Origin of the sequence: Paraburkholderia dioscoreae (genome assembly GCF_902459535.1) — a bacterium.
Lineage (GTDB): Bacteria > Pseudomonadota > Gammaproteobacteria > Burkholderiales > Burkholderiaceae > Paraburkholderia > Paraburkholderia dioscoreae.
Map to the genome: position 1 here is coordinate 1,950,416 of NZ_LR699554.1, position 19,648 is coordinate 1,970,063.

A 19,648-nucleotide genomic window follows, 5' to 3' on the forward strand; every position below is an offset into this window, starting at 1 on the left:
CAATCCTTGAATACGGCGCCGTGGTGGCTTCGCTTCGGCCCCGGTTGGCGCTGGTGTTGTGCAACGACGGCCCCGCATGTTCCGGCTGACGCGCCGGCCTGCTCACAACAGGGCGAGACGGAAGTCTAAGCGGGTTTGGCCGGGCGCGTCGATTGGGACAAGTCTCCCCGAACGGCCCGTGAGACACAATCAATCGATTTTTCACGATTCGTAAGTTTTTCTTTAGAATCGCCTGATGCCACTCACGCGCGTCACCATCCGTCAGTTCGAAGCGTTTCTCGCCATCGTCGATTTGCATAGCATCGGCGCGGCGGCGGAGCGGCTCGGGCTGACTTCGTCGGCGGTCAGCCAGTTGCTGGGCGACCTCGAAACGGAACTCGGCTTTCGCCTGTTCGATCGGACCACGCGTCGCGTGAATCTGTCGAGCGCGGGCCAGGATTTTCTGTCGTCGGCGGAATCGGTGTTGCGCCACGTGCGCGCCGCCGCGCAATCCGCCGACGATATCCGCAACCGCGCGGCCGGCATCGTACGGATCGGCGCGCCGCTGGTGCTGGCGGCGACCGCGCTGCCCGCGGCCATTGCCGACTATGCGCACGACAAACCCAAGGTCGTGGTGCGCATTTGCGACACCGTGGTCGAACAACTGGTGGAGCGCGTGGAAAGCGGCGACGTGGATCTCGCCATTGGCCCCGACCGCCCAAGCGGCACGCGCGTGCGTTGCGACCCGGCGTTCGCGAGTCCCTGGGTGATGTGGTGCGCGCCGAGCCATCCGTTGAGCGCGCGGCGCCGTGTGCAATGGCCGCACTTGCGCGGCGTGCCGATCATCGCCACCGGCCGCGACCACGAGCGCGCGGTCGGGCAAATGCTGGCCAACCTGCCGGTGGAGGCGCGCATCGTTCCCGTAGACGTGGTGGACAACGTCACCACGGCGTTCGGCCTCGCCGCGCAGGGCCTCGCCGTCACGCTCGCGCCCGCCTACGTCGCGCCGTTGGCGCGCAGCTTCGGGCTGATCATGAAGCGTATTGTCGACCCCGAAACGATCCGCGAAGTGTGCGTGTATCGCTCCACCGAGCGCGCGCTGTCGCCCCCCGCCGACGGTTTCGCGGATTTCATCATGCCGTGGCTGAAACGCTGGGATCGCGAAACGCAGGCCGAGACACGGTCAAGGCGTGCCTGACGGGCCGAGGCTCTAGCCGCCGGCTCAGGTCCGCTCGGGCACCATGCACAACGCGAACAACTGGCGCTGGCTCGATATCCCAAGGCGCGCGTAAGCACGCTTCTGATAGGTAATTACACTGGCAGGCTTGACGCCCATACGCTGTGCGATTTCAGCGGCGCTCGCGCCTTCCAGCGTGCCGCGCAGCACGTCGAGTTCGCGCGGCGTGAGGGCCGGGCAAGCACGTCTGACGCGCGCCAGCATCGCGGCGGCCGAACCTTGCTGATGCTGTCCGTTGAGCGCGTAATGGCCCTTGGCCGTGTGCGCGAACAGGTGCGCGAGGCTTTCCACATGCTCCAGTTCGCCCGGCTGAAATACCCCATAGGCGCGGTCGCGATACAGATTGATCGACAGCCAGACGCTTTCCACGGGCTGCACGAGCAACGATAACCGGTCGGACACGTTCGGCTGTGCGTAGCAGGCCGCGCGATAGGCTTCGTTTTCGATCTCGTCGCTTTGCTGCTGGTGCAGCACCAATGCGTCGCGAGCCGGTCTTTCGTGCGAGCGGCCGATGATCGCGCGGTTGCCGTCGAGCGCATAGAAATGCGTGGCATAGCGATCGGCGACGTCGCGCAGAAAACGGCCGCCGCGATGATCGGCCGCGGAAACCGTGCGCGGCCTCGCGTCGAATTCATAAGCGAAGATGGTGCATTGCGAAACCGGCAGCGTGTCGCCGACTGTTTTCAGCATGCTTGCGGCAAGCGCGTCGGCATCCGCATGCGAGATCGACATGACGAGCTCGGCCGCACGCGAGGTGCTGATCTGTTCGCCGCGGTGCGGTGGAGAAATGCGCCAGGAACGCATGATGGGAATCGGCTCGCCGTGCTGGGGTGGGTTCCAGCAAGCGTAGCACAGCGGAACGCGGGGCCGGTTTTTTGCCACCGGTTCAGCGCGTCGCATAAGCGCGTCAGTTCAGCGCGTCAGACAGACGCCCCGGATAAACGCGCTCACTTCCGCGTAAACGACCCGCGCTGGAACGTCACCATTCTCGGCAGCTCGATCGTAAAGATCGTGCCCGTGGCTTCCTCGGAATTCACGCTGACGTTGCCGCCGTGCATGCGCGCGATCTCCTGCACGATATGCAGGCCGAGCCCCAGCCCTTCACGCGAACGGGCACCGCTATTGTTCGGCCCAAAAGCCTTGAACAGATGCGGAAACACCTCGGGCGGAATGGTCCCGCGATTGGCGACCGTCAGGCGCACTGAATCGACCGCTTCGCCATCCACTTCGACGCCGATATCGCCGCCCGGCGCGCCATGATGCAACGCATTGCTCACCAGGTTCGACACGGCCTGCCAGACGAGGTCCGTGTCCCACGCGCCCGCGGTATTGCCGCGGCTCGCGAACACGATCTGCTTGCCGTTCTCCCGCGACGCGAACTCGTCGATCACCGACCGGCACAGCGTGGCCAACTCGATCGAGCGCGGCTGCAACGGCAGGCGCCCGCCCTGCAAGCGGGCGAGATTGAGCAACTGATCGACCATGCGCGCCATGCGCAGCGAACTGTTCTTCACGCGCGCGGCCACGGTGACCGATTGTTCGTCGGCCGCCGTACGCATCAGGTATTCCGCCGACGCCAGCACCGCGCTCAGCGGCGTGCGCAAATCGTGACTCAGTACCGCCATCAGCATTTCGTTGGCCTCCAGCATCTGCCGCGTGGTGACGAGTTGCGCCGCGAGCTGACGCTTCTGCTGTTCGAGCTGCACGAACACATCCACCTTGGATTGCAGGATGCGCGGATCGAACGGCTTGTACAGGAAGTCGACCGCGCCGGCTTCATAGCCGCGGAAGGTACGCGAAGCGTCCTGCGCGGTCGCCGTCAGGAAGATGATCGGCACGTGCGAGGTACGCGGACTGCCACGCATCAGCGCGGCCAGTTCGAAGCCGTTCATGCCCGGCATGTTGACGTCGAGAATCGCCAGCGCGACTTCGTGCTTGAGCAGCAGGTCGAGCGCCGCAGTGCCCGAATCGGCCACCAGCACGGCAAGATCCGGCCGCGCCAGCAAGGCCTCGAGCGCCGTGATGTTGTGGACGATGTCGTCGACGATCAGAATGTTCACAGGTGAATTCGTCATGGCATCGGGTCAGAAAGAGGCCGGCAATGCGGCAAGCCGCCGGCCTAAGGTTTCAGGAGAGTAAATAAAATCCGCTGCGCCGCGCTCGATCGCGGCACGCGGCATCTCGGGGGAGCCGGCGGTGTCCGGCGCCTGCACCCAGGTGGTGCCGCCCAACGCGCGCACGCGCTTCAGTCCCTGCACGCCGTCGTCGTTGGCGCCGGACAGCAGGATCGCCAGCAGGCGCTCGCCATACACGGCGGCCGCCGAGTCGAACAGCACGTCGATCGAGGGCCGCGAAAAACGCACGGCGGCGTCGGTGGACAGCGCAACGGTGCGGTCCACCTCCACCAGCATGTGATACCCCGGCGGCGCAATGTGCACACGGCCCGGCATGATGCGTTCGCCCGCATCGGGCTCGATCACGGGCAACGCGCAGCGGTGCGCGAGAGCATCCACAAGGTAGCTCGGCGAATCGGGCGGGAGGTGCGTGACAATCATCACGGCCGGTGCGAAATCCGTGGGCAGCGCGCCGAGCAGCACGCTCAGCACTTCCATGCCACCCGCCGAGCAGCCGATCACGACGAGCTCGTAGCCGCGCGCTTCATCTGCGCGCGGTTGAGGATCGGCGGCTGGCTGGACAGTTGGGCGTGGCATGATGGACGTGCTAGCGCTTCTGATAAATGCGTTCGCCTGGGCGAAACTCGTCGAACGCTTCGTAATGACGGGAAAAACGCAAACTTTCCTTGCTGCCCAAACCCAGAAAACCGCGCCGCACGAGCGCGTTCTCAAACAGACCCAGCGCGCGATCCTGCAAACCGCGATCGAAGTAGATCAGCACGTTGCGGCACGATACCAGATGCGCTTCGAGAAAAACTTCGTCGGTGGAGAGGCTGTGGTCGGCGAACACCACGCGCTCTTTCAGCGAGCCGGCAAAACGCGCGCCGCCATACGCGGCGTGATAGTAATCCGACAGCGAACGCTTGCCGCCTGCGGCCAGATAGTTCTGCGTGAAGCCCTGAATCCGGTCGAGCGTGTAGATGCCGGACTCGGCCCGCGCCAGTGCGTCCGGACTGATGTCGGTCGCGTAGAACAGCGTGCGCTCGGTCAGACCCTCCTCGTCGAAGAGGATTTTCAGCGACCAGAGTTCCTCGCCCGTGCTGCATCCTGCCACCCACACCTTGATCGACGGATAAGTACGCAGACGCGGCAGAACATGCTCGCGCAGCGCAAGGAAATACGCCGGATCGCGAAACATGTCGCTCACCTGCACCGTGAGGTACTGGAACAGCCGCGAGAACTCGTCGCCGTGACGCATGATGCGGTCCTGCAACTGCGACAGCGTCTTGAGCCCGAACTCATCGAGCGCCTGCGACAGGCGGCGCCGCAGCGACGATATCGCATAGTGGCGAAAGTCGTGCTGATACTTGAGATAAATCGCCTCCAGCAGCAGTTTCAACTCGATGTCGAAATCGCTGATGCGTTGCGGCGCATCGAATTCGGACTGGCTCATGCGTACTCGCTCACGTGTTCCCGTTCCCCGCTAGCGTTGCCGCAACCACACGCGGCACAGCGCGACCAGTTTGTCTACGTCGATCGGCTTGGAGACGTAATCGTCCGCGCCGGCTTCGAGGCAACGGGTGCGGTCGTTCGCCATTGCCTTGGCGGTCAGCGCGATGATCGGCAGATGCGCAAAACGCGGATTGCGGCGAATCTCGCCCATCGCGGTCAAGCCGTCCATCTCCGGCATCATGATATCCATCAGGATCAGATGCACTTCGGGTCCGTTTTCCAGCGCTTCGAGCGCTTCGCGGCCGTTGCGCGCAATCTGCAGTTTCGCACCGAGCGGCTCCAGCACGTGCGAGAGCGCAAAAATATTGCGCACGTCGTCCTCAGCCAGCAGGATCGTGCGGCCTTCAAAGGCATTGTCGCGCTGACGCACGGTGCGCAGCATGCGCTGCTGCTCGGGTGCGAGCGACGATTCGACGCTGTGCAGGAATAGCGTGACTTCGTCGAGCAGACGCTCGGGCGACTTCGCCCCCTTGATGATGATCGACTTCGAATAGCGGCGCAGGCGGTGCTCTTCGTCGTCGGAGAGCATGCGGCCGGTGTACACGATGACCGGCAGCGAGACATGCACGGTGTTCGTGGCGAGCCGTTCCAGCAGATCGTAGCCGGTGCCGTCGGGCAGCGCGAGATCGGTCACCACGCAGTCGAACGTGACCTTTGCCAGATACGCCAGCGCTTCGGCCAAGGTTGCGACCGCAACGATTTCCGTATTCTCGCTTTGCAGCAGCGCGCGGATGCTTTCGCGCATCGGCGCGTCGTCCTCGATCACCAGCACGCGTTTGAGGCGCTGTTGCAGACGCGCCTCAAGGCGGCGGATCGCGGCTTCCATCGTGCCGCGCGCGGTCGGCTTGAGCGTATAGCCGATGGCGCCGAGGTGCAGCGCCTTGTCGGCGTGGTCGGTGGCCGAGACGATATGAATCGGAATATGCCGTGTGAGCGGATCGTTCTTCAGCCACTCCAGCACGGTCAGGCCGGACCGGTCCGGCAAGCCGACGTCGAGCAGCACCGCCGCCGGGCGCATGTCGCGCACCAGCGCGAGACCGCTGGCGGCGTCGCTCGCGTGAACGAAATCGAAATCGAGTTCATGCGTCAGATCGCGCAGGATTTCGGCGAACGCGAGATCGTCTTCCACGGCCACGATCAGGCGGCCCGCACGCGTACGATTGTCACGGTCGTCGGCAATCGGGCCAATCGGGGTTTCGGGTGCGTTGCCCGTGGTAAGTCCGTTGGCAGGCGTAATCACCGTGGTCGTGCTGCCGCTCGAAGACGGCCGCGTCAGCAGCGGTTCTGCCGTCGATCCCGCCGCGGCCGGCGCACTTCCCTGCGCCGATACCGATACCGATACGGACACCGGCGCCGGCACGCAGGCGCCCTCGTTTGCGCTCAAGGCCGCTTCAGCATCGAGCGGCAGCCACAGCGTAAACACGCTGCCCTTGCCGACTTCGCTCGCCACCGTGATCCGGCCGCCCAGCAGACGCGAAAACTCGCGCGAAATCGACAGACCCAGACCGCTACCGCCGTATTGGCGACTGGTCGAACCGTCCGCCTGCTGGAACGCCTCGAAGATCATGTCCAGCTTGTCGGGCGCGATGCCGATGCCGGAGTCGCGCACGTCGATACGCAGCATCCCGCCGTCAGTGGGTGCAACCGAGAGCGCCACCTCGCCGTGCTCGGTGAATTTCACCGCGTTCGAAAGCAGGTTGCGCAGAATCTGCGTGACGCGCTGGCCGTCGCTGATGAACGTATCCGGCGTGCCCGGCAAGCGCTCGAAGGCGAGCCGCAAATGCCTCGCGGCCGCCATTGGCTTGAACATTTCCTCGAGCGCCTGCAAGGTCGCGTCGATCGACACCGTTTCGAGTTCGACCGTGACCTGGCCGGCTTCGACCTTCGACAGATCGAGAATGTCGTTGATCAGCACCAGCAGGTCGCTGTTGGAGGCGTGAATCGTCTCCGCGTAGCGCACCTGTTCTTCGGTCAGATTGCCGGTGCGGTTCTGCTGCAGCAGCTTCGCGAGAATCAGCGAACTGTTCAGCGGCGTGCGCAGTTCGTGCGACATGTTGGCGAGAAATTCGGACTTGTAGCGGCTCGACTGTTCGAGGCGCGCCGCGTTGGCCGCAAGGTCGTCCTGCGCACGCAGCAAATCGGACTTCTGCCGCTCGAGACGCTGCGCATATTCTTCCAGTTGCACGTTGGTCTGTTCGAGTTCGGCCTGCTGCGCTTCCAGTCGCGTTTGCGATTCCATCAGCGCGCGGCCGCGTTCTTCGAGTCCTTCATTGGAGACGCGCAACTCTTCCTGCTGAACCTGCAACTCTTCATTCAACTGCTGCGTTTCTGCCAGCGCATCCTGCAACCGCTCCCGATACAGCGCTGCTTCGACGAAATCGCCCATGCTGCTGGCGATCAGTTCCATGAACTCCTGGTCGCGCGGCGCCAGTTCGCGCACAAAGCCCAGTTCGACCACGCCGTTGACCTCGCCGTCGTTTTCGATCGGCACGATGAGCAGGTTCTTCGGCGCGCTCCTGCCGGTCGCCGACACCACCTGCACATAATTTGCCGGCACGTCGCGCAAGACCAGCGTGCGGCGTGCGGCGGCCGCCTGGCCGATCAGCGTCTCGCCTTCTTCGAAATTGCGCGCGGTGGCCTGTTCGCTCTCACGGCTGAAGCCGTACGTCGCAATGCGGCGCAGCGCGCCATGCCGTTTGTCGCGTACATAGAGCGCGGCAACGGCGGCGTCGAGATACTGCGCGAGGAAGTCGAGCATTGCGCGGCCCACCAGCGGCGGGGTGGCTTGACCAACGACCTTTTCGGCAAGCAGGCGTTGCCCCGAGCGCAACCATACCTGCTCCTGCAACATCTCGGTCTGTTCGGCCTGCTGACGTAGCACGCCGTCATACGTGGACGAGAGGCTCATCAGTTCGCGCCGCCCCATCCACGCAAGCAGTCCGCTCACGCCCAGGCTAAAGAGCAGAAACACGCTCACGAGCGTGGTGGTGACACGGCGCGTCGCCTCCGCGCGTTCCTGGCGCAGGCGTAATTCGACATCGAGAAAATCGCCGAATTCACGGCGCGTCTCGTCGAATTCGATCTTGCCGCGACCGCTCGCCACAGCGCTTTCGAAATTCTGATTACGGCGGCGCGCGTCGATCATCTCCTCAGCGTAGCGGTTCCAGCGCTGCTGGATCGCCTCGATCTGTTTGAGCTTGTCGACCTGTGGCGGGTTGTCGGAAACCAGTTCCTGCAAGGCTTCGATCTGGGTCTTGAAGCGCGGGCCGCCTTCTTCATAAGGCGCGAGAAAACTCTCGTCGCCCGTGATCAGGAAGCCTCGCATCGAGGATTCGCGGTCGACCGCGAGACGCAGCATTTCATTGGCCTGGCCGATCACGCGCTCGGAGTGCTCGGCCCAATTCATGGTCGAGACCAGATAAGCAATCAGTCCGACGAAGACAGCCATCGTCACGAGGCCGACACCCAAAGGCAACGCGATGTTGCGCCGAATGATGCTGCGAAAACGATTCTGGTCGACGGCCTGGGATGCGGTCATTTTTTCTGTCTTCGGCTTGGCGAATCGGGTCGATTCGGAATATTTTTCAGAAGTTCGGTTGATTCGTTTTGTCGCGATACGACGGGCGTAATCATACAGGATGGGGTCTATTTTTGAGATGCCCGCGTGCGGTTTTAGGCTTGCTGGGCGGGGCTGCTGCCGGATCACGCAACTTTGCGCCGGTTGCGTGAGTCAATCGTGCGAGGAATACCAATCCGCCGTTCGATCATTCGATCGCCGCCCCACTTTTATCCGGTAGCCGATGCCTTCTCACGCCTTCGCCACACTTACTCGCGCCCCCCTTCGCACGCTCCTCGCCGCAGTGTTCGTATGGCATGCCTCACTGAGCGGCGCAGCCCAGATTGGCGATTTGCCCTCGACGCCTCGCGGCATCGTGGCCGCCACCGTGCATGTCGAACCGCCCACCCAGGCTTCGCCCGTCGTGCCCATTCCGCCGTCTGAGTATTACCCCACGCTCTATCGCTATGTGCAACTCGCGCATCTCTATCCGGACAGCAAAACGTTCGCGGACATGGTGCCGCTTCGAGCGCCCGCTCAGATCGCCGCCGCGTACGACGCCGCGAAGCAACATCCCCGCTTCAGTCTCGCCGACTTCGTGAAGCACAACTTCACATTGCCCACGCGCACGGCGAATGCCTATGTCTCCGACCCGAATCAGGACGTGACCGGCCATATCGATACGCTCTGGAACGTACTGCGCCGCGAGCCGGACGCGACCGCGAGCCCGTGGTCCTCGCTGCTGCCGCTGCCGTATGCGTATATCGTGCCGGGCGACCGCTTCGATGAGATCTACTACTGGGACTCGTACTTCATCATGCTCGGCCTCGAACAGAGCGGCCAGCATGCGCTGGTCGTCGACGAACTGAAGAACTTCGCGACCTTGATCGACCGCTACGGCCATATTCCGAACGGCAATCGCACCTACTATCTGAGCCGCTCGCAACCGCCGTTCTTCGCGCAGATGGTGCGGCTCGTCGCCGAAAAAGACGGCGACGCCGTCTACGCGCAATATCTGCCCGAATTGCAGCGCGAGTACGCATACTGGATGGACGGCAGCGAAGGCCTCTCCGCAGGCCACGCGAACCGCCATGTGGTGCGCCTGCCGGACGGCACCCTGCTCAATCGCTATTGGGACGAACGCGCGGCCCCGCGCGACGAGTCGTATCGCGAAGACGTGCTGACCGCGCAGCAGACCCCGCAACGCGACGCCGCGGATCTCTGGCGCAATCTGCGCGCCGGCGGCGAAACCGGCTGGGATTTCAGCTCGCGCTGGTTCGCGGACGGCAAGACGCTCGCCACCGTCGACGTGACCTCGCTCGTGCCCGTCGATCTGAATTGCCTGCTGACCGATATGGAGCGCACGCTGGCGAAGGCCTACCGTCTGCGCGGCGACGTCACGCATGCGGAAAATATGGAACGGCGCACCGCCGCCCGCGCCGAAGCCATTCGCCGCGTGCTGTGGGATCCGCAGTTGCAGGCATTCGGCGATTACGACTTCGTGCATCGCACGCTGACGCACAGACTCACCGCCGCGACAGTGTATCCGCTGTATACGGGCATAGCCAGCCGTCAGCAGGCAAAGGCTGTTGCCGCCACGTTGCAGCGTGAGTTGCTCCGCCCGGGTGGGCTCGCCACCACGCAAGTGGCGAGCGGCCAGCAGTGGGATGCGCCGAACGGCTGGGCACCATTGCAGTATCTGGCGGTGATCGGCTTGCGCCGTTACAGCGAACCGGCACTCGCGCAAACCATCGCGACACGCTGGATCAAAACCAATGTGTCGTACTACCAGCACACGGGCAAGCTCGTCGAGAAATACGATATCGACGCCGCCACACCCGGCGTCTCGGCGGGCGGCGGCGAATATCCGTTGCAGGACGGGTTCGGTTGGACCAACGGCGTGCTGCGCGCGTTGCTCGCGCTGTACCCGCAGGCGGTGCAGGCCTCGCGTCCCGGCGATCTCCCCGAAGGTCCGGCGGGTGTGTCGGCAGCCGCGGCCGCCGCTGCCGCCGCGCCGAAGAATACGCATCGGCTGGATGGCACGCGGGTGAATCCGTAGCATGAAAAAACCTGGCGGGTCTGCACCTGCCAGGCTTCTTCCGAAACGATTCGACAGACGCTTACGCCGGCACGGTCTCGGCCTGCTGCGCACGCGACCACACGCGGTGCTTCTCGGCTGCCTTGATGAAGGCCTTCAGTACTTCAGCGGCCTGCTTGTCGTCGCCGGTTGCGACGCCGTCGGCATTGTCCGGCAAGTGCGCCGCGGCGAGCACGTCACGCCCCGCGCCGATTGCCGCAATCGCCTTCAGATGCTTGAACGCCTCGAGCACGAAATGCCGCGCGTCGCCCGATTGCGCCAGCGTCTTCGCGCCCTGGTCGCCACCCACCACGATCACCGCGTCGAACATGATCGACGGCAAGCCGGCAATCGTGGCGTCCGGCGCCATGCCGTCGATCGCGGCAAGCGTCGGGGCGATCAACATGGGCGTTGCGCCCTCGCCTTGCAGCGCCTGCTGAAGCTTCCTGATGGCGGCGCCATCGGAACCGGGCGCGGCCAGCAACGCGATCTTGCGGGTCTTGATGCCCGGCTTCACGCGGTTGAGCAGGCTCAGCGCCGGTGATTCCTTGGGACCGGACAGCTTCGCCGTGCCTTTCTTCGGTGTCGGCAAACCCAGCCCGTCGGCCACCTGCGCCGCGAGCCCCGCATCGAAGTTGGCGAGAATCTCGTTCACCACGCGTGCACGAATCTCCGGCTTCGTCACCTTGCCGAGTTCGAACTGATAAGCCGCGGCGATATGGTCTTTCTCGGGCTGGGACATGCTGTTGTAAAACAGCGCGGCCTGCGAGAAATGATCGGCGAACGATTCGCTGCGCACGCGAATCTTGGTGCCTTCCACGCGCTCCTGATAGCTTTCGAAGCCGCCGTCGGACGGCGCCGGATCGGTTTCCTTCGGCCAGCCGCCGCTCAGCGAATTCGGCTCGTACGAGGCCTGGCCGACGTTGATGGTCTGCCGGTGCATTGCGTCACGCTGGTTGTTGTTGAACGGACATACGGGCCGGTTGATTGGAATCTCGTGAAAGTTCGGGCCGCCCAGGCGGCTGATCTGCGTATCCGTGTACGAGAACAGACGACCTTGCAGAAGCGGATCGTTCGAAAAGTCGATGCCAGGCACGACATGGCCCGGATGAAACGCCACCTGTTCGGTTTCGGCGAAGAAGTTGTCCGGATTGCGATTGAGCGTCATTTTGCCGATGATCTTCACCGGCACCAGTTCTTCCGGAATCAGCTTGGTCGGATCGAGCAGGTCGAAGTCGAACTTATGTTCGTCCGCTTCCTCGATGATCTGCACGCCGAGCTCGAACTCGGGGAAGTCCCCCCGTTCGATCGACTCCCACAAATCGCGCCGATGAAAATCCGGGTCTTTACCGGCCAGCTTCTGCGCTTCGTCCCATAGCAGCGAGTACGAGCCCAGCACCGGGCGCCAGTGAAATTTGACGAAGCGCCCCTTGCCTTGCGCATTCACGAAACGGAACGTGTGAATGCCGAAGCCTTCCATGGTGCGCAGGCTGCGCGGGATCGCACGGTCCGACATGGTCCACAGCACCATATGCGCGGACTCGGGCACCAGCGAGACGAAATCCCAGAAGGTGTCGTGCGCGGAACCGCCAGTCGGCATTTCGTTCGGCGCTTCCGGCTTGACCGCATGCACGAAGTCGGGAAACTTGATGGCGTCCTGAATGAAGAACACCGGCATGTTGTTGCCGACCAGATCGTAATTGCCTTCCTGCGTATAGAACTTCACGGCGAAGCCGCGCACGTCGCGCACCGTGTCGGCGGAACCGCGCGGGCCCTGTACCGTGGAAAAGCGCACATACACCGGCGTCTGCACAGCGGGATCCTGCAGAAACGCGGCCTTGGTGTATTCCTGCATCGATTCGTACACCTGAAACACGCCGTGCGCCGCCGAGCCGCGCGCGTGCACGATGCGCTCAGGAATACGCTCATGGTCGAAGTGCGTGATCTTCTCACGCATGATGAAGTCTTCAAGCAGGGAGGGGCCGCGCGGGCCAGCGCGCAGCGTGTTCTGATTGTCGGCGATCTTGACGCCCTGATTGGTTCTCAGCGCCTCGCCTTCTGGATGAACTCGAAACTGTTCGAGATCCTTCGATTTCGGATCCGGTTGCGGCCCATTCGCCGGCGCGTTTTTCGCTACCGGCTTCTGTGCATTCGTTTTACCTGCCATGAGAATCTGCTCCTTGCGTTCGAGGCGTGCCGGCGGGGAAATCCGGTCTAACGCGCCGAATGAAGGCAGCAAACCATGTACCCGCAAACGGCCCGATCGCACGTGCCGTTTGCCGGGTTGCCGATCACTGGCAATGCGGCGCGCTGCATTTGCGCGCCGCTGTCCATGACACTCATACGCAAGAGCGCTGCATCAGAAGCGATAGTTGATGGAAATATCGGCTACGCCATTGGCCTTGCGATGCGTGACGGGACTATTGCCCGCGCTGCCGACCAACTGTTGGAATGCGCCGTCCGCGGTGGCGAACCAATGCTTGTCGAACAGCCACACCGCGCTGATGCCAAAGCCCACCGACTTGAAGCCCGCACTGGCGTGGTATTGCGAAAACTGCGAGTGCGCAGCCTGACTCTGATTCACGCCGAACCAGCTATTCATGTAAGTGGAGTCCGCCAGCGTCACATTCGGACCGGCGAACCAGAAGAACTGCTTCGTGCTGCCCGGCATCGGCATATATGCGCCGAAATCGCCAGTCCAGCCGTTCGAACCGCCGAAATAGCGTCTGACGTCGGCGCGTAACACCAGCGGGAAGTCTTTCGACAGCACGTATTCGCCGGCCAGTTTGATACCCGGCGCCGGATTGATATTGCCGAGACCGTTCAGTTCCTGCGGATCGTCATGGCCGCGCCGTCCGAGGTCGTAGACGGCCGCCACACTGGCGCGCCAGTTCTGGCCTTGCGCGAAGTTGACGCCGAAACCCTCGCCGCTCGATAAGAAGAACAGATCCTTGTAGCGCACGTCGATGCTCGGGCCCGTCATGAGGTGATACCGGTCCGAGCCCTCGTAGCGCGGCTGGAACGACGTCGCCAGCCCAAGGCGTACCTGCCAGTCCGGGATATTGGGCTGCCACATCTTCTGCAGCGGAATACCGACCGAATATTGCCATTCGCCGAGCGGCGAAGGCGTCTGGGCCGAGACCGAAGCCGGGAACACAGCGATACCGCCAACGGTCGCGGCGGCGACCAGCGAAATTGCCGCGATGCCTGCATTATTGCGGAGCCTGCCGCCCCGCTTTCTACGGCTGTTGAACACCACAAATCTCCGATCTCGCGTATCGCGAAGAGAGGGTTATGTTTCGCCCAAGGTCCGCAATGGATAAAAAAACACCCGGGCGGCCGCCGCGTTACTACGCACGGCATGTAATTTTTTCAGCGAACGACGCGCACTACCGGCAAACCCAAGCGATCACAGCCGTAAATCAGGTATTTGTCTAAGCAGACCGTTACGAAAGATTTGCCGATGGACGCACCATTGCAAAATGCGGGCCTGGTGGTTCACGAGCGGGCCCGGGCCAGCGCAGACAAGCACCAGACAAGCACGAAATACCCTCGGCCCTCTGTCAAGGGCGCACGGCCCGACCATGGCCGTAGGTCCGACGGCCTGCGCTCCTGCATGAACGGCTTGGCGATGAGACCCACGGCCGCCGGACCGAACGGCGATCACAACGGAAATTTGGTGGTCGAAAGAATTTCCTTAAGCACCATGAACGAGCGGATTTGCCGGACTCCCGGCAAATAGAGCAACTGCTCCGCGTGCAGACGATTGAAACTGTCGCTGTCGCGCGTGCGAATGGTCATGAAATAGTCGAACTCACCGGTCACGACATGGCATTCCATGCAGCCGGTCACGTTCTGCGCCGCCTTCTCGAACTCGGCAAACGATTCCGGCGTGGAGCGATCCAGCACCACGCCGATCATCACCAGCATTCCCGCCCCTGCCGCTTTCGGGTCGATCAGCGCGACGACCGCCTGGATCAGCCCGGATTCCTTGAGCCGCTCCACACGCCGCAAGCATGCAGGCGCGCTCAGCTTGACCCTGGCAGCAAGCGCGACATTCGAAATCGACGCGTCGGTTTGCAGTTGCCGAAGAATCGCGCGATCGATGCGGTCGAGTGATTGCAGCGGATCGGCCCGAACCGCCGCGACCGCAACGGCCCTCTTCTGGTCCTTACGAAGTTTTGTTGCGCTCATAGGCTCGAATTATTCATTTTTATTAATCCATTCCACTCGAAACTTTATTAAAAGTATGACGAGCACAATTCTTTTGCAAGCACATTTCTGGCGGTTCTCCCTACCATTTCATTAACGCGACGCAACGACGTTCGCGTCACACTGACTAAACCACGGAGCTGCCATGAACCTGCAACGATTCCCTCGCTACCCTCTGACTTTCGGGCCGACGCCGATTCAACCGCTGACCCGTTTGAGCAGGCACCTCGGCGGCAAAGTGCATCTGTATGCGAAACGCGAGGACTGCAATAGCGGCCTCGCGTTCGGTGGCAACAAGACACGCAAGCTCGAATATCTGATCCCCGAAGCGCTCGCGCAAGGTTGCGACACGCTCGTGTCGATCGGCGGCATTCAGTCGAACCAGACGCGCCAGGTGGCGGCCGTGGCGGCCCACCTGGGCATGAAGTGCGTGCTGGTGCAGGAAAACTGGGTCAACTATTCGGATGCGGTCTACGACCGGGTGGGCAACATACAGATGTCGCGCATTCTCGGCGCCGACGTGCGCCTCGTATCCGACGGCTTCGACATCGGTTTTCGCAAGAGCTGGGAAGATGCACTGGAAAGCGTGCGAGCCGCCGGCGGCAAACCGTACGCGATCCCCGCCGGCTGCTCGGACCATCCGCTCGGCGGCCTCGGCTTCGCCGGGTTCGCGCAGGAGGTGCGCGCGCAGGAAGCCGAATTGGGCTTCAGGTTCGACTACGTCGTGGTGTGTTCGGTGACCGGCAGCACGCAGGCCGGCATGGTGGTGGGTTTCGCCGCTGACGGCCGTGCCGATCGCGTGATCGGCATCGACGCTTCAGCGAAGCCGGAGCAGACGCGCGAGCAGATCACCCGAATCGCGAAGCACACGGCGGAAAAAGTCGGCCTGGGACGCGATATCACGAGCCGTGACGTCGTACTCGACGAGCGCTTCGCAGGTCCGGAATACGGTTTGCCGAATGAAGGCACGCTGGAGGCGATCCGCTTGTGCGCGCGCATGGAGGGCATGCTGACCGATCCGGTCTACGAAGGCAAATCCATGCACGGCATGCTCGACATGGTGCGCAATGGCGAATTCCCGGAAGGCTCGCGCGTGCTGTATGCGCACCTCGGCGGCGTGCCTGCGTTGAACGGCTACAGCTTTATTTTCCGCAACGGCTAATGGCCGCACAGGCGGCCGGCAATGCCAGGCAGCAGCCGGCGCCCGTCAGGCCAACCGCCGCTTCAACGGTGGCATCGCCGCCTGGTTGAAAAACTCTCGCGCAGCAAACCCAGGCTTCACGCCTTCATGCGCTTCCTCAAGTGCTCCCTCAGGAACTCCACGAGTGCCCGGATCGTGAGGGAGCTTTGCCTGTGCTGCGGATAAACGGCGTAAACACCCGTCGCCGTGGGGAGAAAATCTTCGAGCACCGGCACGAGTTGGCCGCTCCTGAGTGCGTCCGCCACGATAAAATCAGGAAGCCGAACAATCCCCAAACCCGCAATGGCGGCATCGCGCACCAGCTCTCCATTGTTGGCGCGCAGCGGGCCGTGTACCTCGACCCCTTTCGTCACGCCGTCGACGACGAACTCCCAGCTCACGGCCCCGCCATGTCCATACAACAGGCAGGAATGGCGTTCCAGATCGGCGGGTACAGCAGGCGTACCACGGCGCCGCACGTAGCCGGGACTGCAGCATGCCACCACCCGGATATCCACGAGCTTCTGCGCAATCAGCGTGGAATCGGGCAAGGCGCCGATCCGGATTGCCATGTCGAAGCCCTCGCCCACCACGTCGACGGTGCGATCGCTCAAATCCATCTCGAAGCGCACGTCGCCGTGTTCGCGCAGGAACATCGCCACGAGCGGCGACAGGTGCGCCATCCCGAACGACATCGGCGCGCTCACGCGTAACAGTCCGCGTAGCCCGGCACGCCGCAGCGACATGGCCTGCTCGGCGTCTTCGACCTCGCCGAGAATGCGTTTGGCGCGCTCGTAAAACTCCTGCCCGAGGTCCGTCACTGCCAGCTTGCGCGTGTTGCGAATCAGCAATTGCACGCCGAGTGTTTCTTCCAGCGCCATGACCCGCCGGCTGACGAACTGTTTCGACAGCGACAGCCGGTTGGCCGCCGCCGTGAAGTTATGAGCGTCCACCGTGGCGACGAAGATCCGCATGTCGTCGAGCTGCATTCTATTGTCCACTCTTTGGTGACAGTGTTTCCGTTTTAACGACGATTATAGCCATATTAATTGACCTACACTTCGTTTCATGGGTCGCGGACAGACATCTGCTCGGATCGCACAACTCAAGGAGAAGAAGATGCTTGAAATCAGACATGCCAATCAACGCGGCCGCGCGGAGCACGGCTGGCTCAGCTCGCGTCACACGTTTTCCTTCGCGAACTATCACGATCCGAAACAGAACGGCTTCTCCGATCTGCTCGTCATCAACGACGACCGCGTCGCACCGGCCCAAGGTTTCGGCAAGCACCCGCACCGCGACATGGAAATCTTTTCGTACGTGCTGGAAGGTGCGCTGGAACACAAGGACACCATGGGCACCGGCTCGGTGATCGTGCCAGGCGACATCCAGTTGATGAGCGCGGGAACCGGCGTTGCACACAGCGAATACAACCATTCGAAGAGCGAGCCCGTGCACTTTCTGCAAATCTGGATCGCGCCGGGCAAAAAGGCTACGGCGCCGCGTTATCAGCAGCGCCACTTCGGCTCGGACCAGAAACGCGGTGTGTTGCGCCTCGTGCTCTCGCCCGATGGCGCGAACGACTCGCTGGTGCTGCAGCAGGACGCGCGGGTCTATGCCGGTCTCTTCGACAGTGACGAAACAGCGCGGCTCGAACTGGCCGGCAATCGCTATGCTTATGTGCACGTGGCGCGCGGCAGCGTGATCGTGAACGGCGTCGAGTTCAACGAAGGCGACGGAGCGCGGGTGCGCGGCGAGGAAGCGCTAACCTTCACGCAAGGCCGTGACGCGGAAGTGTTGGTGTTCGACCTGCGCGCCATCGAGATGTCGGATCTGTGGGCCTGAGCGGCTCAAGTGAGTTGAGTGTTTCACGTGACGTGAGCGGCCTGACGGTCTGAAGACCCGAGGGTGCAGAACCTGGGCGGGACTCGCCGGAAAACTCCGGCGAGCCTCACTCATCCTATCCTGTGAGAGAAAATCATGCGCTATACGCTATTGGACAATCAGAAAGACGCGGTCATTCTCGTCGCCCGCATTCTGTTGATGGTGCTGTTCATCATGTTCGGCTGGTCGAAGCTCACCGACTTTTCCGGCACTGTGGCTTATATGACTTCGAGCGGCGCGCCGGTGCCCGGGTTGTCGGCGGTGATCGCCGTAGTGATGGAGTTCGTGGTGGGCATTGCGCTGCTGGTCGGTTTCTTCACGCGGCCACTTGCATTGCTGCTCGCGGTCTACACGCTCGGCACCGCAATCATCGGCCACCATTACTGGAACATGACCGGTGCAATGCAGTACAACAATATGATTCACTTCTACAAGAACATCAGCATCATTGGCGGACTGCTGCTGTTGTGCGTGACCGGCGCCGGAAAGTATTCCATCGACCGGCGTTGATACTGCCCTGGTATGGCACGTTGCAAAGAGAGCCGCCCGGTCGACGCCGGGCGGTTTTTTGCCTGCTCTGAACCGTTCGTACTAGCCCACAAACTGCGCAAGCACGCGCTCGCGAATGGCCGGGCGGATATTCGATTGTGCCATGTTGCCTCGATAGTGCTTGACCACGCGTGGATTCATCACGCGAAACCACAGCGGCGGCACGTAGGCGAGCATGATCATCGTGGCGTAACCCGACGGCAATTGCGGCGCACCGTCGAAATGACGCAGCGCCTGATACGAACGGGTCGGATTCGCGTGATGATCCGCGTGACGCTGCAACTGATACAGAAAAAGATTAGTCACGATGCGGTTGCTGTTCCACGAGTGCTGCGGCTGGCAACGCTCATAACGGCCGCTCGCGAGTTGCTTGCGGCCGAGCCCGTAGTGCTCCAGATAGTTGACCACTTCGAGCAGCGACGCACCGTATACTGCCTGAATCAGCAGGAACGGAATCACTGCTTTGCCGAATAGCGCGATCATCGCGCCCCACAGCACCACCGTCATTGCCCACGAATGCAGAATCTCGTTGCGCCACGTCCACGGCGACTTGCCGAGGCGCGCGAGGCGATGTTTTTCGAGCCGCCACGCCGACGCGATGCTGCCCAGAACCGTGCGCGGCAGAAAGGCCCAGAACGATTCGCCGTAGCGCGCGCTGGCCGGGTCGGGCGGCGTCGCCACGCGCACATGGTGCCCGCGATTGTGTTCGACGAAGAAGTGACCATAAGCGACCGGCGCCAGTGTGATTCTGGCGAGCCATCGCTCGAAGCGATCGGTCTTGTGGCCGAGTTCGTGTGCCGTGTTGATCGATACGCCGGTCGCCGCACCGAGCGAGAGCGCAAAGCCCAGGTAGTCATACCACGCGAGCGCATGCGTGCCCACGATCCATAACGCGCCGAAAAACGACACGTACTCGATGAACGTGGCGAGATAAACGACGCGGCGGTAATAGCGCTCTTTTTCGAGTGCCGGGACGATGTCTTCCGGCGGATTGCCAGGGTCGTCGCCGATCAGATAATCGAGCACCGGAATGATGCCGAACACGAAAATCGGCCCGAACCACCAGAAGATATGCCAGCCGGTGTGCAGCGCCAGATTCGCGGCGTGCAGCGGCAAGGTGATCGTGAGCGCGCCGAGCAGCCACCAATAACGCTTGCCGTCGACCCACCGCGCGAGCGCCGCTTGCGATGTTGCCATTGTCTCCCTCCTTGTTTTATGTACCCGGTGTCCGTGTGCGGCGGCAGGGCGCGCACGCAGGTCGGCGGGATTTCTGCCGACTCCCAGATTTATATGGCCTGGCGAGCGGGATAGCCAAGGAATTGGCCTAGGTGCGGGGCTCCAAACAGAA

General features: G+C 62.6%; 15 protein-coding genes. 5 read left to right on the forward strand and 10 right to left on the reverse strand.

What is annotated here, in order from left to right:
* Positions 1-235: 235 nt before the first annotated feature.
* Positions 236-1,177, forward strand: a complete 942-nt coding sequence (locus PDMSB3_RS28925) for a LysR family transcriptional regulator (protein ID WP_007177463.1) — start codon at positions 236-238, stop codon at positions 1,175-1,177.
* A 24-nt stretch (positions 1,178-1,201) separates the two neighbouring features.
* Here the strand turns inward: PDMSB3_RS28925 and PDMSB3_RS28930 are convergent, their stop codons facing one another.
* From PDMSB3_RS28930 to PDMSB3_RS28950, 5 genes are all read right to left on the reverse strand, one after another.
* Positions 1,202-2,020, reverse strand: a complete 819-nt coding sequence (locus PDMSB3_RS28930; RefSeq protein WP_007177464.1) for a helix-turn-helix transcriptional regulator — start codon at positions 2,018-2,020, stop codon at positions 1,202-1,204.
* 143 nt (positions 2,021-2,163) lie between these two features.
* A complete protein-coding gene (locus PDMSB3_RS28935) occupies positions 2,164-3,291 on the reverse strand; it encodes a hybrid sensor histidine kinase/response regulator (protein ID WP_007177465.1) in 1,128 nt (375 codons plus the stop codon).
* Positions 3,292-3,300: 9 nt separating this feature from the next.
* A complete protein-coding gene (locus PDMSB3_RS28940) occupies positions 3,301-3,927 on the reverse strand; it encodes a chemotaxis protein CheB (RefSeq protein WP_165188495.1) in 627 nt (208 codons plus the stop codon).
* A gap of 10 nt (positions 3,928-3,937) precedes the next feature.
* Positions 3,938-4,783, reverse strand: a complete 846-nt coding sequence (locus PDMSB3_RS28945) for a CheR family methyltransferase (protein WP_165188496.1) — start codon at positions 4,781-4,783, stop codon at positions 3,938-3,940.
* A 30-nt stretch (positions 4,784-4,813) separates the two neighbouring features.
* Positions 4,814-8,380, reverse strand: a complete 3,567-nt coding sequence (locus tag PDMSB3_RS28950) for a response regulator (RefSeq protein WP_007177468.1) — start codon at positions 8,378-8,380, stop codon at positions 4,814-4,816.
* Positions 8,381-8,642: 262 nt separating this feature from the next.
* Between PDMSB3_RS28950 and treF the strand changes: the two genes are divergently transcribed.
* The gene (treF, locus tag PDMSB3_RS28955; protein ID WP_165188498.1) at positions 8,643-10,457 is read left to right on the forward strand and encodes an alpha,alpha-trehalase TreF; all 1,815 of its coding nucleotides are present in this window, start codon (positions 8,643-8,645) and stop codon (positions 10,455-10,457) included.
* 61 nt (positions 10,458-10,518) lie between these two features.
* On the opposite strand, the gene katE is transcribed toward treF, so the two are convergent.
* The 3 genes from katE to PDMSB3_RS28970 all read right to left on the reverse strand — a co-directional run bounded on the left by katE (position 10,519) and on the right by PDMSB3_RS28970 (position 14,669).
* Complete coding sequence (gene katE, locus PDMSB3_RS28960) at positions 10,519-12,642, reverse strand: catalase HPII (protein WP_007177470.1); 2,124 nt, start codon at positions 12,640-12,642, stop codon at positions 10,519-10,521.
* A 192-nt stretch (positions 12,643-12,834) separates the two neighbouring features.
* The gene (locus tag PDMSB3_RS28965) at positions 12,835-13,731 is read right to left on the reverse strand and encodes a MipA/OmpV family protein (protein WP_165188500.1); all 897 of its coding nucleotides are present in this window, start codon (positions 13,729-13,731) and stop codon (positions 12,835-12,837) included.
* A gap of 407 nt (positions 13,732-14,138) precedes the next feature.
* Positions 14,139-14,669 carry an Lrp/AsnC family transcriptional regulator gene (locus PDMSB3_RS28970; protein WP_197740283.1) on the reverse strand — a complete coding sequence of 177 codons (531 nt, stop codon included), beginning with the start codon at positions 14,667-14,669 and terminating at the stop codon, positions 14,139-14,141.
* A 163-nt stretch (positions 14,670-14,832) separates the two neighbouring features.
* Between PDMSB3_RS28970 and PDMSB3_RS28975 the strand changes: the two genes are divergently transcribed.
* The gene (locus tag PDMSB3_RS28975; protein WP_007177473.1) at positions 14,833-15,849 is read left to right on the forward strand and encodes a 1-aminocyclopropane-1-carboxylate deaminase; all 1,017 of its coding nucleotides are present in this window, start codon (positions 14,833-14,835) and stop codon (positions 15,847-15,849) included.
* A gap of 116 nt (positions 15,850-15,965) precedes the next feature.
* Here the strand turns inward: PDMSB3_RS28975 and PDMSB3_RS28980 are convergent, their stop codons facing one another.
* Positions 15,966-16,856 (reverse strand): LysR family transcriptional regulator, encoded by an 891-nt coding sequence (locus tag PDMSB3_RS28980; RefSeq protein ID WP_007177474.1) that lies wholly within the window; start codon positions 16,854-16,856, stop codon positions 15,966-15,968.
* A gap of 130 nt (positions 16,857-16,986) precedes the next feature.
* On the opposite strand from PDMSB3_RS28980, the gene PDMSB3_RS28985 reads away from it, so the two are divergent.
* Both PDMSB3_RS28985 and PDMSB3_RS28990 read left to right on the forward strand, forming a co-directional pair.
* Positions 16,987-17,712 (forward strand): pirin family protein, encoded by a 726-nt coding sequence (locus PDMSB3_RS28985; protein WP_165188502.1) that lies wholly within the window; start codon positions 16,987-16,989, stop codon positions 17,710-17,712.
* Between the two features lie 135 nt (positions 17,713-17,847).
* Entirely contained in the window at positions 17,848-18,261 is a 414-nt protein-coding gene (locus PDMSB3_RS28990; protein ID WP_165188504.1) for a DoxX family protein, read from the forward strand.
* Between the two features lie 81 nt (positions 18,262-18,342).
* Here PDMSB3_RS28990 and PDMSB3_RS28995 read toward each other — a convergent pair whose 3' ends face one another.
* Entirely contained in the window at positions 18,343-19,497 is a 1,155-nt protein-coding gene (locus tag PDMSB3_RS28995; RefSeq protein ID WP_007177477.1) for an alkane 1-monooxygenase, read from the reverse strand.
* Between the last annotated feature and the right edge of the window lie 151 nt (positions 19,498-19,648).